The organism is Bradyrhizobium sp. I1.14.4 (genome assembly GCF_050435825.1).
GTDB lineage: Bacteria > Pseudomonadota > Alphaproteobacteria > Rhizobiales > Xanthobacteraceae > Bradyrhizobium.
Map to the genome: position 1 here is coordinate 319782 of NZ_JBNDLA010000005.1, position 14629 is coordinate 334410.

At 64.1% G+C, this 14629-nt stretch carries 15 protein-coding genes; 10 read left to right on the plus strand and 5 right to left on the minus strand.

The annotated features are described in order from the left end of the window. Window positions 1-24: 24 nt before the first annotated feature. Complete coding sequence (locus tag ABIB78_RS13705; RefSeq protein ID WP_429025106.1) at window positions 25-909, minus strand: amidohydrolase family protein; 885 nt, start codon at window positions 907-909, stop codon at window positions 25-27. Between the two features lie 462 nt (window positions 910-1371). On the opposite strand from ABIB78_RS13705, the gene ykgO reads away from it, so the two are divergent. Further along, window positions 1372-1497, plus strand: coding sequence for a type B 50S ribosomal protein L36 (gene ykgO / locus ABIB78_RS13710; protein WP_002718645.1), 126 nt, complete (start codon window positions 1372-1374; stop codon window positions 1495-1497). A gap of 124 nt (window positions 1498-1621) precedes the next feature. Next, a complete protein-coding gene (locus ABIB78_RS13715) occupies window positions 1622-2305 on the plus strand; it encodes a tetratricopeptide repeat protein (RefSeq protein ID WP_429025109.1) in 684 nt (227 codons plus the stop codon). A 96-nt stretch (window positions 2306-2401) separates the two neighbouring features. Here the strand turns inward: ABIB78_RS13715 and ABIB78_RS13720 are convergent, their stop codons facing one another. Next, the gene (locus tag ABIB78_RS13720; RefSeq protein WP_429025111.1) at window positions 2402-2578 is read right to left on the minus strand and encodes a hypothetical protein; all 177 of its coding nucleotides are present in this window, start codon (window positions 2576-2578) and stop codon (window positions 2402-2404) included. Window positions 2579-2922: 344 nt separating this feature from the next. Here ABIB78_RS13720 and ABIB78_RS13725 point away from each other — a divergent pair, with 344 nt between their 5' ends. Together ABIB78_RS13725 and poxB are read left to right on the plus strand one after the other, a co-directional pair. Beyond that, window positions 2923-3906, plus strand: coding sequence for an alpha/beta fold hydrolase (locus ABIB78_RS13725; RefSeq protein ID WP_429025113.1), 984 nt, complete (start codon window positions 2923-2925; stop codon window positions 3904-3906). An 83-nt stretch (window positions 3907-3989) separates the two neighbouring features. Next, on the plus strand, window positions 3990-5726 hold the full coding sequence (gene poxB / locus ABIB78_RS13730; RefSeq protein ID WP_429025115.1) for a ubiquinone-dependent pyruvate dehydrogenase: 1737 nt from the start codon (window positions 3990-3992) through the stop codon (window positions 5724-5726). Window positions 5727-5786: 60 nt separating this feature from the next. On the opposite strand, the gene cycA is transcribed toward poxB, so the two are convergent. Then, the gene (gene cycA / locus ABIB78_RS13735) at window positions 5787-6182 is read right to left on the minus strand and encodes a cytochrome c-550 CycA (protein ID WP_429025116.1); all 396 of its coding nucleotides are present in this window, start codon (window positions 6180-6182) and stop codon (window positions 5787-5789) included. A 248-nt stretch (window positions 6183-6430) separates the two neighbouring features. Between cycA and ABIB78_RS13740 the strand changes: the two genes are divergently transcribed. The 3 genes from ABIB78_RS13740 to ABIB78_RS13750 all read left to right on the plus strand — a co-directional run bounded on the left by ABIB78_RS13740 (window position 6431) and on the right by ABIB78_RS13750 (window position 10566). Continuing rightward, complete coding sequence (locus ABIB78_RS13740) at window positions 6431-7924, plus strand: FAD-linked oxidase C-terminal domain-containing protein (RefSeq protein WP_429025118.1); 1494 nt, start codon at window positions 6431-6433, stop codon at window positions 7922-7924. 207 nt (window positions 7925-8131) lie between these two features. Next, window positions 8132-9319, plus strand: coding sequence for an acyltransferase family protein (locus ABIB78_RS13745; RefSeq protein ID WP_429025120.1), 1188 nt, complete (start codon window positions 8132-8134; stop codon window positions 9317-9319). A 92-nt stretch (window positions 9320-9411) separates the two neighbouring features. Further along, window positions 9412-10566 carry an acyltransferase family protein gene (locus tag ABIB78_RS13750; protein ID WP_429025122.1) on the plus strand — a complete coding sequence of 385 codons (1155 nt, stop codon included), beginning with the start codon at window positions 9412-9414 and terminating at the stop codon, window positions 10564-10566. Window positions 10567-10619: 53 nt separating this feature from the next. Here the strand turns inward: ABIB78_RS13750 and ABIB78_RS13755 are convergent, their stop codons facing one another. Beyond that, entirely contained in the window at window positions 10620-11105 is a 486-nt protein-coding gene (locus tag ABIB78_RS13755) for a putative quinol monooxygenase (RefSeq protein WP_429025123.1), read from the minus strand. Window positions 11106-11122: 17 nt separating this feature from the next. Beyond that, window positions 11123-11296 (minus strand): hypothetical protein, encoded by a 174-nt coding sequence (locus ABIB78_RS13760; RefSeq protein ID WP_429025125.1) that lies wholly within the window; start codon window positions 11294-11296, stop codon window positions 11123-11125. On the opposite strand from ABIB78_RS13760, the gene ABIB78_RS13765 reads away from it, so the two are divergent. From ABIB78_RS13765 to glcF, 3 genes are read left to right on the plus strand one after another with little or no spacing between them, the layout of a single operon-like run. Then, window positions 11295-11984, plus strand: a complete 690-nt coding sequence (locus ABIB78_RS13765; RefSeq protein WP_429025128.1) for an ArsR/SmtB family transcription factor — start codon at window positions 11295-11297, stop codon at window positions 11982-11984. The genes ABIB78_RS13760 and ABIB78_RS13765 overlap by 2 nt on opposite strands. Before the next feature lie 32 nt (window positions 11985-12016). Beyond that, window positions 12017-13255 (plus strand): FAD-binding protein, encoded by a 1239-nt coding sequence (locus ABIB78_RS13770; protein ID WP_429025129.1) that lies wholly within the window; start codon window positions 12017-12019, stop codon window positions 13253-13255. Next, complete coding sequence (gene glcF / locus ABIB78_RS13775; protein WP_429025132.1) at window positions 13252-14568, plus strand: glycolate oxidase subunit GlcF; 1317 nt, start codon at window positions 13252-13254, stop codon at window positions 14566-14568. The genes ABIB78_RS13770 and glcF overlap by 4 nt, the downstream gene beginning before the upstream one ends. The last annotated feature ends 61 nt before the right edge of the window (window positions 14569-14629 follow it).

A 14629-nucleotide genomic window follows, 5' to 3' on the forward strand; every position in this document is an offset into this window, starting at 1 on the left:
AAGCGTGCGGCCGATGATACTCCCTTAAATCCCCAAAATCTTCCGCGCGTTGGCCTTCAGGACCTTCGGCCGGATCTCCTCGCGGATGTCGAGCTTGGCAAAATCGGCGAGCCAGCGGTCCGGCGTGATCACCGGCCAGTCCGAGCCGAACAGCATCTTGTCCTGCAGGATCGAGTTGATGTAGCGCACCAGGATCGGCGGGAAGTATTTCGGCGACCAGCCGGACAGGTCGATATAGACGTTCGGCTTGTGGGTCGCGACCGACAGCGCCTCTTCCTGCCAGGGGAAGGAAGGATGCGCGAGTATGATCTTGAGGTCGGGAAAGTCGGCGGCGACGTCATCCATGTACATCGGGTTGGAGTATTTCAGCCGCATCCCCATGCCGCCCGGCATGCCCGAGCCGACGCCGGTCTGGCCGGTGTGGAACAGCGCGATCGCGCCGCCCTCGTTGATTGCTTCATAGAGCGGATAGGCCATGCGGTCATTGGCGTAGAAGCCCTGCATGGTCGGATGGAATTTGAAGCCGCGGACGCCGTACTCCTCGATCAGCTTGCGCGCTTCGCGCACACCGAGCTTGCCCTTGTGCGGGTCGATCGAGACGAACGGGATCAAGACGTCGAGATGATCGGAGGCGACCTCGAGCATTTCGTAATTGTCGTAGCGGCGGAAACCGGTCTCGCGCTCGGCGTCGACCGGGAAGATCACCGCGGCGATGTTCTTGGCGCGGTAGTAGGCCGCGGTCTCCGGCACGGTCGGCGGGTGCTTGTGCGGCGACTTGAAATAGTCCGCCATCTGCGCCTGGAAGTCGTCATAGCCGTCGTCGCCATGCATGCCGCACGGCTCCTCGGCATGGGTGTGGATGTCGATCGCTGTGACCTTTTCGATGTCGGGCAGTTTGAGCTTGGGCATTGCGGCTTCCCCGGCGGCCTGTTTGTTGGTGATGGAAAATAATTATACTATATAACGATCTTCGCAAGCGGTCTGGAGCCGGACGCTGACTGAGCTCCGTTCGGCCGCGAAGTGCCGTTCGGCCCGAGGGGCGCGCTCAAGCCGGGTGGGCAAACACGATTCGCCGGCCGTGAAGCCATCGTCAGGGTGAGACGGCGGGACCAGGCCCTGGCACGCATAATCGCGATGGTCGCCGTTTCCGAAGCGATCTCAATGCAGTGGCGGGTGGATCGACGCAGGTTCCACTCCAGGATATGCCTGAAAATCGGCCCGTCTCGGTTGACATTTAACGGTTCGATGGCTTAGAACCCGGCCGTCCCGGGCGGCAGGCCGCTTGTCGGGATAAATCCCATTTTGCCACCCTTTTGGCATTGATCAGGTACGGCCTCCAACACGGGCCTTTCGAAGTAGCAGGATTGTCCCATGAAGGTCCGTAACTCGCTGAAGTCGCTGCGCGGCCGCCATCGCAACAACCGTCTGGTCCGCCGCAAGGGCCGCGTCTACGTGATCAACAAGGTCCAGCGCCGCTTCAAGGCGCGCCAGGGCTGATCTGAAAAGATTGATCCGAGACGGTTGATCCCGCGCGGATCGCCGGCTGAATCCGATCCCCCTTTCACAGGTCTTTGACGCCGTGCTGCTTTGCAGCGCGGCGTTGTGCGTCTAGACTTCGGCCATGGAATTAAATCTCGGATTTAAGCTCCTTGGGCCTAGCAAACGCCGGTTGGCGATCCTGATCGCCGCGCTACTTGCCGTGCCGGTCCTCGCCATGCCTGTCGCGGCCGCCGCGCAGGATGACCCACGGGTGGTGCCGCCACCCAGGGCCCAGAAGAAGCTGCCCGAAGCTCCGACCAAGCTGCCGAAGGTTCCGGCCGACCGCACCCGCGGGCTGGATTTCCTGTTCGGCGCCCTGAAGGCCGCGCCCGATGAGGACAGTGCCCGCCATGTCGAGGCGCGGATCTGGGCGCTGTGGCTGCAAACCCCGAGCGATACCGCGGCGCTGTTGATGGTGCGCGCCAAGGCTGCGCTCGACGCCCAGAATGTCGATGTAGCGCTGAAGCTTCTGGACGCGGTGATCAACCTCCGGCCCGACTATGTCGAGGCCTGGAACCGGCGGGCGACGATCTACTACCTCAAGAACGACTACGTCCGTTCGCTGGCAGATCTGCAGCAGGTGCTGACCCGTGAGCCCCGCCATTTCGGCGCGCTGGCGGGTGTCGGCATGATCATGCAGGACATGGGCGACGACAAGCGTGCGCTGGACGCCTTCCGCAAGGCGCTGGCTGTCGATCCCTACCTCGAGAAGGTGCCGCAGATCGTCAAGCAGCTGACCGAGAAGGTCGAAGGCCGCGACATCTGATTGCATGCGATTAATCGCGATCGCGGTCCGATGGACGCGAGTGGGCAGGTTAGTCGCGAGCGGAAGCTTGCTCGCGATACGGTCTGGCGCAGGAGGCTAGTGCAGGAACTTGCCGCGGGACGCGCTGTCCTGGGCCACGGCAGCATAGAATTGCTGAAGCTCCGCCTCCAGGTGCTCATTCACGAGCAACAGTGCCTTCAGGGCGCCGCGCAGGTCGCCATTGCAACTCGCCACGATCTGATCGATGGCCGTTTCGCTAGGGTCGGAAATCATGGTACTCCTCCGATTACTTCCCGTTGAACTCGTCGTGCGGACGCGGGTTCCCGTGGATACTGTGCACAAGTCAAGAAGCGTCCCGGTTTCGATGTAGCCTCGCGTCTGATGGCGAAATTGCCACCGCCAATCTATGAAATTACTAATGACGCAGGTATGAACCCGCTATCCACAGGCTGGGCGCATTGTGGACAACTGCGCCCTGGGTGTGAACCGGACAACCGAAAATTGGCTTTCCGAACAACAGCATCCCAGGGCTGCGGGCAAATCCACGCGAAACCTCGATTCAGCTTCGTCGTAATTTTCAAGTGCCCCAGCTACCCAAGATCTTTCGGACCCCCTCGATGTTAACCGCGATCATCGCGCTGGTGGCCGCGGGGCTGGCGCTGTTCGTGGCGACACAGCTCGGCGTCCAGCTGATCCATCGCGCCTTTCCGCCGCTCGGGCGCATCATCGATGTGTCCGGTGCGCGGCTGCATGTGGTCGAACTCGGCCCGCGCGATGCTGCGGGTCCGCCGATCGTGATGCTGCATGGCGCGAGCTCCAACCTTCGTGCGATGCAGCCGCTCGGTGACCGCATTGCCAAAACACGCCGGGTGATTCTGATCGACCGGCCGGGCCATGGCTGGAGCACACGCGAGCGCGTCGCGGATTCGACGCCCGCGATCCAGGGCCGGATGCTCGCGGAGGCGCTGGCCAGGCTCGGCGTCGATCGCGCGATCGTGGTGGCGCATTCCTGGGCCGGCGCGCTCGCCCTGCGCATCGCGCTGGATCATCCGGACCGCGTCGCGGGCCTCGTGCTGCTCGCCCCCGTCGCCTATCCCTGGCGTGGCGGCGCGGGCTGCTACAATGATGTGATCTCGACGCCGCTGATCGGGCCGCTGCTTGCGCACACGGTCACGCTGCCGCTCGGTTGCCTCGTCGCCAATTCGGGCGCGCGCGGCGTGTTCGCGCCGCAGCCGATGCCGGCCGATTTCGTCCGCGATAGCGAGACGTTGCTCTTGCTGCGTCCGCGCGAGTTCATCGCCAATGCGCGCGACCTCGTCACGCTGAAGGCCGCCGTCGTCGAACAGGCCCCGCGCTACGTGGCGATGAAGGTGCCGGTGTCTATCATTTCGGGCGACGTCGACAAGACGGTCTCGACCGGCATCCACTCGCGGCCGCTTGCAGCCACCGCACCGAACGCCAGGCTCATTGTGCTGCCGGGTGTCGGCCACATGGTGCAGTACGCGGCGCCCGATCGCGTGGCGTCCGAGATCGAGGCGATGGCTGACCGGTTGGTCCAACCGACAGCAACCGCGGCCAAGATTGCCCCCGCGAATCTGTGATCCGGTGAGGCTTGCGCGGTTGCATCCTGCCGAACATCATGCGGCTGCGCGGTTCGACAGATCTCACCCAAAGGACAAGCCCCATGCGGATCGACAACATCGCCGACCTCATCGCTGAAACCCTTGCCCAGGCCGGCGTGAAGCGCGTCTACGGTGTCGTCGGCGACAGCCTCAACGGCCTGACCGAGGCGTTGCGCAAGCGCGGCACGATCGACTGGCTGCATGTGCGCCACGAGGAGGTGGCGGCGTTCGCCGCCGCCGCCGAATCCCAGATCACGGGTGACCTCGCGGTGTGCGCGGGCTCCTGCGGCCCGGGCAACCTCCACCTCATCAACGGTCTGTTCGATGCGCATCGCAGCCGCACGCCGGTGCTGGCGATCGCGGCCCAGATCCCCTCCGCTGAAATCGGCGGCGGCTATTTCCAGGAGACCCATCCGCAGGACCTATTCCGCGAATGCAGCCATTATTGCGAATTGGTGTCCGATCCGTCGCAGCTGCCCTACATGCTGGAGAACGCAATCCGCGCCGCGGTCGGCCAGCGCGGCGTCGCGGTGCTGGTGCTGCCGGGCGACGTCGCGATGCGGCCGGCGCCGAAGCGCGACATCGCGCCGAACGCGGGCCTGCTGCCGCCCGTGCCGGTGGTGCGTCCGGCCGAACCCGAACTGAACGCGTTGGCCGCGCTGCTTAATGGCGCGAGGCGCGTCACGCTGTTCTGCGGTCGCGGCTGCGCCGGCGCGCATGACGGTCTGATCAGGCTTGCCGAGACGCTGAAGAGTCCGATCGTGCATGCGCTCGGCGGCAAGGAATATGTCGAATACGACAATCCCTATGACGTCGGCATGACCGGCTTCATCGGCTTCTCCTCCGGCTATGCTGCCATGCATGGCTGCGACGTGCTGCTGATGCTGGGCACCGATTTTCCCTACAAGCAGTTCTTCCCGACCGGCATCAGCATCGCCCAGGTCGATCTCCGCCCGGAAAATCTCGGTCGCCGCTGCAAGCTCGACCTCGGCATCGTCGGCGACGTCGGCGAGACCATTGCCGCGCTGTTGCCGAAGTTGACGACAAAGACAGAGCGCAAATTTCTCGACGCCAGCCGCGCGCATTACCAGGACGCCCGCGCCGGCCTCGACGATCTCGCCCGCGGCAAGCCGGGGCAAAAGCCGATCCATCCGCAATATCTGGCGCGTCTGCTCAGCGAGCAGGCGACCGAGGATGCGGTGTTCACCGCCGACGTCGGCACGCCGACGATCTGGGCCGCGCGCTATCTGAAAATGAATGGCCGCCGCCGGCTCGTCGGCTCCTGGGTGCACGGCTCGATGGCCAATGCGATGGCGCACGCGATCGGCGCGCAGGCGGCAGAGCCCGGACGCCAGGTGGTGTCGATGTCCGGCGACGGCGGCTTTGCGATGCTGATGGGCGACCTGATCACGCTGACGCAGGCGAAGCTGCCGGTGAAGGTCGTGATCTTCAACAACAGCGTGCTCGGCTTCGTGGCGCTGGAGATGAAGGCTGCCGGCTTCATCGAGACCGGCGTCGATCTGAAGAATCCCGATTTCGCGGCGATGGCCCGCGCCATGGGCATTCACGGCGTCAGGGTGGAGGATCCCGGCGAGCTCGAGGGCGCGATCCGCAACGTGTTCGCGCATGACGGTCCGGCTGTGCTCGACGTCGTGACCGCGACGCAGGAATTGTCGATGCCGCCGACCATTACGCTGGAGCAGGTGAAGGGTTTCAGCCTGTGGGTGCTGCGCGCCGTGATGAACGGACGCGGCGACGAGGTGGTCGATCTCGCCAAGACCAATCTGTTGCCGCGCTGATCGCGGTAACACGTCCGCCCTGGCATTTGGCGCAGGGCGGACGACGTCCGATACCGCCGATTACTGCTTCTGCTTGCCGTCCTTGTCGAACGACGACACGTAGGCCCACAGATTGTTGGCCTCGGTCTCGTTCTTGATGCCGGCGAAGGCCATCTTGGTGCCGGGGATCTTGGCCTTCGGATCCTTGATGTATTCGAGGAAGGTTTCCTTGTTCCAGGTGATGCCGGAATTCTTGTTGGCATCGGAATAACTGTAATCCGGCGCGGTGCCGGAGTGGCGGCCGTCGAGGCCGTTGAGCTCGGGGCCGACCTTGTTCTTGGCGCCTTCGCCGATCGCATGGCAGGCGAGGCATTTGTTGAACGAGGTCTTGCCGGCGGCGGCATCCTGCGCCAGCGCGGAGGATGCGGTGGCCAGCGATGTGACGACCGCCAGCACGCTCAAGGTCTTTAGGTTCATGGGGTTCTCTTCGTTTCGTCCCGGGGGGTAGTGAAGCGTTTGTGGCATGTCCGGCTTGGACAGGACAAGCCACGAAACTTTGACAGGTTTCGCGGCCGCCCGCTTGCCCGAGAGAGAACTCGCCATCGCGGGGCAGGGCAATCCGACCTTCGGCCGGTTGACTGAAACAGGGCGACTGAAACAGGTGCAGACCTGCTTGATTTGTCGTAACAAATCGGCAAAAGGCTGAGCTCTTCGAGGGAACACCAATGTCCATCATGATGCCGGCGGCCGACCAGGCCGTGCTTGCGCGCCGCGCCGAAATCGTGGCCGCCCTGCGCTCAATCGTCCCGGGCGAGGGCGTGATCGACAGTGCCGCCGAAATGCTGGCCTATGAATCCGACGGCCTGACCGCCTACCGGCAGCCGCCGATGGTCGTGGTGCTGCCCGATACCACCGAGCAGGTCTCGAAGGTCCTCAAATATTGCCAGGAGCAGGGCATCAAGGTGGTGCCGCGCGGCTCCGGGACCTCGCTGTCCGGCGGCGCGCTGCCGCTTGCCGACGGCGTGCTGCTGGGGCTCGGCAAGTTCAAGCGGATTCGTGAGATCGATTTCGACAACCGCGTCGTCGTCACCGAGCCCGGCGTCACCAACCTCGCGATCAGCCAGGCGGTCGCCCATGCCGGCTTTTATTATGCGCCAGATCCGTCGTCGCAGATCGCCTGCTCGATCGGGGGCAATGTCGCGGAGAATTCCGGCGGCGTGCACTGCCTGAAATACGGCATGACCACCAACAATGTGCTGGGCTGCGAGATCGTGCTGATGAATGGCGAGATCCTGCGCATCGGCGGCAAGTCGGCCGAGAATGCCGGCTACGATTTGATGGGGATCATCACCGGCTCAGAGGGCCTGCTCGGCGTCATCACCGAGATCACGGTGCGCATCCTGCAGAAGCCGGAGACGGCGCGCGCGCTGATGGTCGGTTTCGCCGAGGTCGAGGCGGCCGGCGAATGCGTGGCTGCCATCATCGGCGCCGGCATCATCCCGGGCGGCATGGAGATGATGGACAAGCCCGCGATCCATGCCGCGGAAGCCTTCGTCCATGCCGGCTATCCGCTCGACGTCGAGGCGCTTCTGATCATCGAGCTCGACGGTCCCCAGGTCGAGGTCGACGAGCTGATCAAGCGGGTCGAGGCGATCGCGCAGGGCTGCGGCTCGACCTCGTGCCAGATCTCGACCTCGGAGGCCGAGCGCAATCTGTTCTGGGCCGGCCGCAAGGCCGCGTTCCCCGCGGTCGGGCGCATCTCGCCGGACTATCTCTGCATGGACGGCACCATCCCGCGTGGCGCGTTGCCGAAGGCGCTGGCACGGATCCGCGAGCTCTCGGAGAAATACGGCCTCGGCGTCGCCAATGTGTTCCACGCCGGCGACGGCAATCTGCACCCGCTGATCCTCTACGATGCCAACAAGCCGGGCGAGATCGAGAAGGCGGAGGCGTTCGGCGCCGACATCCTGCGTTGCTGCGTCGAGCTCGGCGGCGTGCTCACCGGCGAGCATGGCGTCGGCATCGAGAAGCGCGACTTGATGCCGGAAATGTTCACCGAGATCGACCTCAACCAGCAACAGCGGCTGAAATGCGCCTTCGATGCCCAGGGCCTGCTCAACCCCGGCAAGGTGTTTCCCACCCTGCATCGCTGCGCCGAACTCGGCCGCGTCCATGTCCACGCCGGCAAGCTGGCCTTCCCGGACATCCCGCGGTTCTAACGCTTCGTCGGCCGGTGAGGGCGGTCGATGCAATTCGACCGATCATCCTATCAAGTCGATAACCTTAATCGCTGCTTGCCGCGCGATGGCACGGCAAACCATCGGGGCCGCAATCGCACGTCGCTGCAATTGCGGCGGGCGCCATTTACACCGCCTTCAACTGTTGTTCGGTATTTTCCGGAGATGCACGTCTTCGGCAACACATCGATGCCCAGCCTGGCTGATCAGCTGGCTCTTTCGCGCAATCGGCCCGCAGGTTTCGACTACATGCGGATTGCGCTGGCGTCGGCGATCATCTGCCTGCACAGCGCCAACGTGACGCTCGGGCTCGGCCCGGCGCTGGAAATCCAGAGCACGCTGCGCATCGGCATCGCGATGATCCTGGCGTTGTTCTTCGCGCTGAGCGGCTTCCTGGTGACGGCAAGCCTTCAGCGATGCAAGAGCCTGATTTCCTTCCTCGGCCTGCGCGTGCTTCGGATCGGGCCGGCGCTCGCGGTCGAGACGACGCTGTCGGCCGTCATCATCGGCTCGGTCTTCACCGAACTGCCGTTGGCGCAGTATGTCGCCGACCCGAAATTCCACGCCTATTTTCTCAATATCGTCGGCGACATCCACTACGAGCTGCCGGGTGTCTTCCTGCACAATCCGATGCCGGACCTGGTGAATGCCCAGCTCTGGACGGTGCCGTATGAATTGTGGTGCTACGTCATCCTGGCGCTGCTTGCGGTGACCACGATTTGCTTCAACAGGGTGGCGTACCTCGTGTTCCTGGTGATCGCTCAGGTCGCGCTGGTGAGCTACGACCTCTACCGCTGGGACGAGGTGCCGATCCAGCTTCGGCCGCATCTTCTGGTGTTCTGCTTCCTCGCCGGCGTTGGCTTCTATCTCTGGCGCGACAAGGTGCCGTTCAACCGGACCGCCTGCCTGTTCGCGCTGATGCTGTGTGCCGCTGGCATGGCCACCGGGCGTGGCGACGCGCTGGCTCCCGTGCCGGCCGCCTATGTCGCGTGCTATCTCGGCCTGATGAATCCGCGGCGGAGCTGGATCGTGTCGTCGGGCGATTACTCCTACGGGCTGTATCTCTATGGCTTCGTTATCCAGCAGTGCGTAGCGACGTTCGGACCGCCGGTTCAGCACTGGTATCTCAACATCCTGATCAGCCTGCCGCTCGCCTTCGGCGTTGCCGTCGCGTCCTGGCATCTCGTCGAGAAGCATGCACTGCGGCTCAGAGGTGCCGTCGAACGGTTGGAAGCAGCGATGCTTTCCAGGATTTCGATCCTCGGATTCGGGCGCCGGGCCGAGCAGGCCGAACGAGAGGCTGTCGTCCAGCCGGGGCCGATCAATCCAGTTCGACCGATCGTCCTTTCCAGCCGAATTCGGAGGCGGGTCGCCTAGATTGCGTCCGTTCAGAAATACACGTTATGCGTTGATATCTCGTTAGTTTGTCGCTGGATAGTTTGTGATGATGCAGTTGTCCCGGAAGCGCAATGCAGCCCATGTTTAGCCTGGCCGATCAGTTGGCTCTTTCGCGCAATCGCCCCGCAGGCTTCGACTATCTGCGGATCGCGCTGGCGGCCAGCATCATCTGCCTGCACAGTGCGAACGTCGTCTTTGGGATCGACCGGGCGATGGAGATCTTGGGCCACATCCGCATCGGGTGCGCAATGGTCCTTGCGCTCTTCTTCGCCTTGAGCGGGTTTCTGGTGACGGCGAGCCTGCTGAGGTGCAAGAGCCTGATTTCATTTCTCGGCCTGCGCGTGCTTCGCATTGTGCCCGCGCTTGCGGTCGAGACGACACTCTCGGCCATCATCATCGGCCCGATCTTCACTGCGCTTCCCCTGGCGCAGTATTTCGTGGACCCGAAATTCTATGCCTATTTTCACAATATCGTCGGCGACATCCACTATGAGCTCCCGGGCGTGTTTCTGCACAATCCGGTACCTTTTGCGGTGAATGCGCAGCTTTGGACGGTCCCGTATGAGCTGTGGTGCTACGTGATCCTGGCGCTGCTTGCCGTGACCACGATCTGCTTCAACAGGGTACTGTATCTGGCGTTTCTGGTGTTCGCCCAGATCGGTTACGCCTGCCACGATATCTACCATTCGGACGTACACTATCTTCACCTTCGCCCGCCGCTGCTTGTGTTCTGCTTTCTTGCAGGTGTCGGTTTCTATCTCTGGCGCGACAAGGTCCCGTTCAACCGCACCGCGTTCCTGCTCGCGCTGACGCTTTGCGCAGCCGGGATGACTACTGGATACACCGATGCGTTTATTGTTGGACCCGCCGCGTATGTCGCGTGCTATCTGGGGCTTATGAACCCGCGGCGCAGCTGGATCGTGTCATCCGGCGACTACTCGTACGGGATGTATCTCTACGGAGTCGTCGTCCAGCAGAGCGTCGCGGCGTTGGGCCCCCCGGTTCAGCATTGGTATCTGAATATCTTGATCAGCCTGCCCATTGCCTTCGGCGTCGCGTTCGTGTCCTGGCATGTCGTCGAGAAGCATGCGCTTCGGCTCAGAGCGCAGGTCGAACAGATCGAGGCGGCGGTGCTCTCCCGGATTTCGATCGCAGCGTTCTGGCGCAAATCGCCCGAGCGGATCGAGTTGGGTGCGACGCTCGGCGGCAGCCGCGCGTCGGTCTGATATTGCACCGGAGGGGAGGACCTGCACCACAAGCCCTCCCGCGGCACCGTCACCTACAGCAGTGCGTATTGCGTCCGCTCGCGCCTGGCGAGCAGCGGCAGCGCCTGCTCCGCGATGTAGGTCTTGAAGTAGGCGCTCTCCGAATGTGCCTTGAACGCCGCTTCGTCCTGGAACAATTCGTAGAACAGGAATTGCGCCGGATTGTCCTTGCCGCGGCCGATCAGGAACAGCTTGGTGCCGGGGTCCTTCTGCGCCTCGGGCAGGAAGCCGTCGAGAATCTCCGCGACCTTGTCGGCCTGGCCTTCCTTGGCTTCCCATTGCGCCACCACCAGAAGGCCTGATGTGTTGATTGCATCGCTGATGGTTCTTGTGCTCATCGCATAGTGCTTCATTGGTATTCCTCTGTTGCTTTGCTTCGATCGAGCTTGCGATCCGGCCCAGGGCGAGACGCCGGCGATCGTCATGATCGCAGCGAACGAGCCGATGGCCGATCTTCGGGTGAGCATCATCGTCGTGGTCGTGACTTCCTGACGTTTCATGATCGCCTCCAGATGGTTCACGCCCCGTCTTGCCGGCCGAACCGCAATGCGAGAGATAGTGGATCGTTCTGCGAACTCGGTTCGGTGATGATCGAATTGTCGATGTCGTGAACATTTCGATCATGATCGAAGCGTTGCGCGGCGTGGCGTGCGACAAACGGATGACCTCGATCGATGCCGGAGCCGGCCATGCAGATCATCGCACCAGAGCTTGCCGAACTGGCCGGGCTGATTGCCGATCCCGGTCGCGCCAGCATCCTGTCGCGGCTGATGGACGGGCGCGCACAGACCGCGGGCGAACTGGCGCTGGTCGCGGGCGTGACGCCGCAGACGGCGAGCTGGCATCTTTCGAGGCTGGTCGAGCGCGCGCTGCTCAAGGTCGAGCGGCGCGGTCCGCGCCGCTTCTACCGGCTGGCCACGCCGCTGGTTGCGCGGATGCTCGAGGGCATGATGACGGTTGCGGCGATCGATCCGCATCCGTCCCGCCCGCTGCCGCGGATCGATGCGGAGATGCGCCGGGCCCGGACCTGCTACGACCACCTTGCCGGCGAACTTGGCGTCGCCGTTGCCGACGCGATGCGGGAACGCGGCCACCTCCACCTCGACCAGGAGGCGGGCGAGCTGACCGCCTCGGGCCGTGCATTTCTCCGTGATCTCGGCGTCGACCTGCGTGCGCCGGTGCGAAGCCGGCGGGTGTTGTGCCGGCCCTGTCTCGACTGGAGCGAGCGGCGTCCGCATTTGGCCGGGCGGGCAGGGGCTGCGGTTGCCGACCTCGCGTTGCAGCGCGACTGGATCCGGCGCCGGCCGCAGGGCCGTTCCGTCGAGATCACCGATGCCGGGTCCGCCGCATTCAAAGGTTTGTTCGGCGCGCGCATTTGATTTCGGAGCCAAATTTCGTTACCGCCTAGCGTGTGGAAACGCTCAAAGTCAGGGACATCAAGGACGTCGAAGAGGTGGTGCGCGCGGCTATCGCCGGCGAGCAGCCTCTTGAGGTCATAGGTCATGGATCGAAGCGCGCCATCGGCCATCCGATGGCGACCAACGCGGTGCTCGACGTCTCGGTGCTGAACGCGGTCACCTCCTATGAACCGAACGAGCTGATCATCACCGTGCAGGCCGGCGCGCCGCTCGCCGATGTGCAATCCCTGATCGACGCCAAGAACCAGCAATTCGCCTTCGAGCCGATGGACACGTCCGTGCTGCTCGGCACCGCGGGAGCCGGCACGATCGGCGGCATGATCGGCGCCGGCCTCGCCGGTCCCCGCCGCATCAAGGCCGGCGGCGCCCGCGATCATCTGCTCGGCGCCCATGCCGTGTCCGGGTTCGGCGACAGCTTCAAGACCGGTGGGCGGGTGGTGAAGAACGTCACCGGCTACGATCTCTGCAAGCTGCTCTCCGGTTCCTGGGGCACACTCGCGGTCATGACCGAGGTGACCTTGAAGGTGATGCCGAAGCCTGAAGCCGAGCGGACATTGGTGCTGCGCGGGCTCGACGACGTCACCGCCAACAAGGCGATGACGGCAGCGCTGGGCTCGCCCTTCGACGTCTCGGGCGCGGCGCATCTGCCTGGTTCGGGGCTGCGGTCCGGGACCGGCGCGCTCGCCGGCCTTGCAGGCTCCGGCCAGCCGGTCACGCTGGTGCGGCTCGAGGGGATTTCGGCGTCGGCAGCGCACCGGGCGGCTTCACTGAGCCAGACTCTCTCGTCCTATGGAACGGTCGACAGCCTCACCGACGACGCCTCAGTCGCGATCTGGAGCGCGCTGCGCGACGTGGTGCCGTTCGCGGCAAACGGCGCACTCGGAGCCTGGCCGGTGTGGCGCATCGTTTGCCCGCCGGCTGCAGGCGGCGCCCTGGGACAGGCGCTGTCGCGCGCCACCGGCGGCGACGTGATCTTCGACTGGGGCGGCGGGCTGATCTGGGCCGCGGTGCCGCCCAACGCCGACGCCCAGGCCACGCTGGTGCGCGGCCAGGTCGAGGCGATCGGCGGACACGCCACCCTGATCCGCGCCACCGAAGAAGTGCGCCGTGCGGTCGACGTGTTCCAGCCGCAGCCGGCCGGGCTTGCCGCGCTCAGCGAACGGGTCCGGGTGAGTTTCGACCCGAGGTCGATCCTCAACCGCGGGCGGATGATTCGAAGCGAGGGGGCATGAAGACCGAGTTTACCCTGGCGCAACTTGCCGATCCCGATGTCAAGGAAGCCGACAAGATCCTGCGCGCCTGCGTGCATTGCGGCTTCTGCACCGCGACCTGCCCGACCTATGTGCTGCTCGGCGACGAGCTCGATAGCCCGCGCGGCCGCATCTACCTGATCAAGGAGATGCTGGAGAAGGACAAGCCGCCGACGGCAGACGTGGTCAAGCATATCGACCGCTGTCTGTCGTGCCTTGCCTGCATGACCACCTGTCCGTCGGGCGTGAACTACATGCACCTCGTCGACCAGGCCCGGGTCCGGATCGAGCGGGACTACCAGCGGCCCCTGACCGAGCGGCTGCTGCGGTCGGTGCTCGCCTTGGTGCTGCCGCGGCCGGGTCTGTTCCGGATCAGCATGATCCTTGCCGGGTTCGCCCGTCCGTTCGCCGCGCTGTTGCCGACGCCGTCGGTCGGCGCGTCGAGCCCGGGTCTGCTGCGGCGGATCAAGGCGATGCTGGCACTCGCGCCGCGCGGCCTGCCACAGCCGGGGCCGGCTGCGGGAACCGTGTTTGCGCCGATCGGCCGGCGGCGGGGCCGGGTCGCGCTGCTGCAGGGCTGCGCCCAGCAGGTGCTGGCGCCACGCATCAATCAGGCAGCGATCAACGTCCTGACCCGGCACGGCGTCGAGGTGGTGCTGGTCAAGGACGAGCAATGCTGCGGCGCGCTGACCCATCACATGGGACAGGACGGCGACGCACTGGCGCGTGCACGGGCCAACATCTCGGTGTGGCAAAGGGAAGCGGACCAGAACGGGCTCGACGCCATCCTGGTGACGACATCGGGCTGTGGGACAGTTGTCAAAGACTACGGCTACCTGCTGCGCGAGGACAAAACATTCGCGGAGCCGGCCAAGCGAATCTCGGCGCTGGCAAAGGATATCACCGAGTATCTCTCAGCTCTCGAGCTCACGCCTTCAACGCAGAAAGGCGACGTCACCGTGGCCTATCATTCGGCTTGTTCGTTGCAGCATGGACAGAAAATCACTCAACTTCCGAAAGAATTGCTTTCCAAGAATGGATTCGTGGTGAAAGATGTGCCTGAGAGCCATTTGTGTTGCGGTTCGGCGGGGACCTACAACATTCTCCAGCCCGACATTGCGAGCAGATTGCGCGATCGCAAGGTCGCCAACATCGCGCTTGTCAAACCGGACATGATCGCTGCGGGCAATATTGGCTGCATGGTTCAGATTGCCGGCGGTACGTCAGTTCCTGTGGTGCACACGATTGAGCTTCTCGATTGGGCGACAGGAGGTCCCCGGCCAGGATTGAATTGATCGACTGCCACTCGAGCATGATCCGGACCCGAGCCTTGCCCTGACGCAACGTGAAGGACCG

Bases quoted from the DNA above. Each gene is read 5' to 3' on its own strand.
- ABIB78_RS13740 (WP_429025118.1), top strand. From the start codon at position 6,431: ATGTCCATCATGATGCCGGCGGCCGACCAGGCCGTGCTTGCGCGCCGC.
- ABIB78_RS13725 (WP_429025113.1), top strand. From the start codon at position 2,923: ATGTTAACCGCGATCATCGCGCTGGTGGCCGCGGGGCTGGCGCTGTTC.
- ykgO (WP_002718645.1), top strand. From the start codon at position 1,372: ATGAAGGTCCGTAACTCGCTGAAGTCGCTGCGCGGCCGCCATCGCAAC.
- ABIB78_RS13755 (WP_429025123.1), bottom strand. From the start codon at position 11,105: ATGAAACGTCAGGAAGTCACGACCACGACGATGATGCTCACCCGAAGA.
- ABIB78_RS13760 (WP_429025125.1), bottom strand. From the start codon at position 11,296: ATGGCCGGCTCCGGCATCGATCGAGGTCATCCGTTTGTCGCACGCCAC.
- ABIB78_RS13720 (WP_429025111.1), bottom strand. From the start codon at position 2,578: ATGATTTCCGACCCTAGCGAAACGGCCATCGATCAGATCGTGGCGAGT.
- poxB (WP_429025115.1), top strand. From the start codon at position 3,990: ATGCGGATCGACAACATCGCCGACCTCATCGCTGAAACCCTTGCCCAG.
- glcF (WP_429025132.1), top strand. From the start codon at position 13,252: ATGAAGACCGAGTTTACCCTGGCGCAACTTGCCGATCCCGATGTCAAG.
- ABIB78_RS13745 (WP_429025120.1), top strand. From the start codon at position 8,132: ATGCCCAGCCTGGCTGATCAGCTGGCTCTTTCGCGCAATCGGCCCGCA.
- ABIB78_RS13705 (WP_429025106.1), bottom strand. From the start codon at position 909: ATGCCCAAGCTCAAACTGCCCGACATCGAAAAGGTCACAGCGATCGAC.
- cycA (WP_429025116.1), bottom strand. From the start codon at position 6,182: ATGAACCTAAAGACCTTGAGCGTGCTGGCGGTCGTCACATCGCTGGCC.
- ABIB78_RS13765 (WP_429025128.1), top strand. From the start codon at position 11,295: ATGCAGATCATCGCACCAGAGCTTGCCGAACTGGCCGGGCTGATTGCC.
- ABIB78_RS13750 (WP_429025122.1), top strand. From the start codon at position 9,412: ATGCAGCCCATGTTTAGCCTGGCCGATCAGTTGGCTCTTTCGCGCAAT.
- ABIB78_RS13715 (WP_429025109.1), top strand. From the start codon at position 1,622: ATGGAATTAAATCTCGGATTTAAGCTCCTTGGGCCTAGCAAACGCCGG.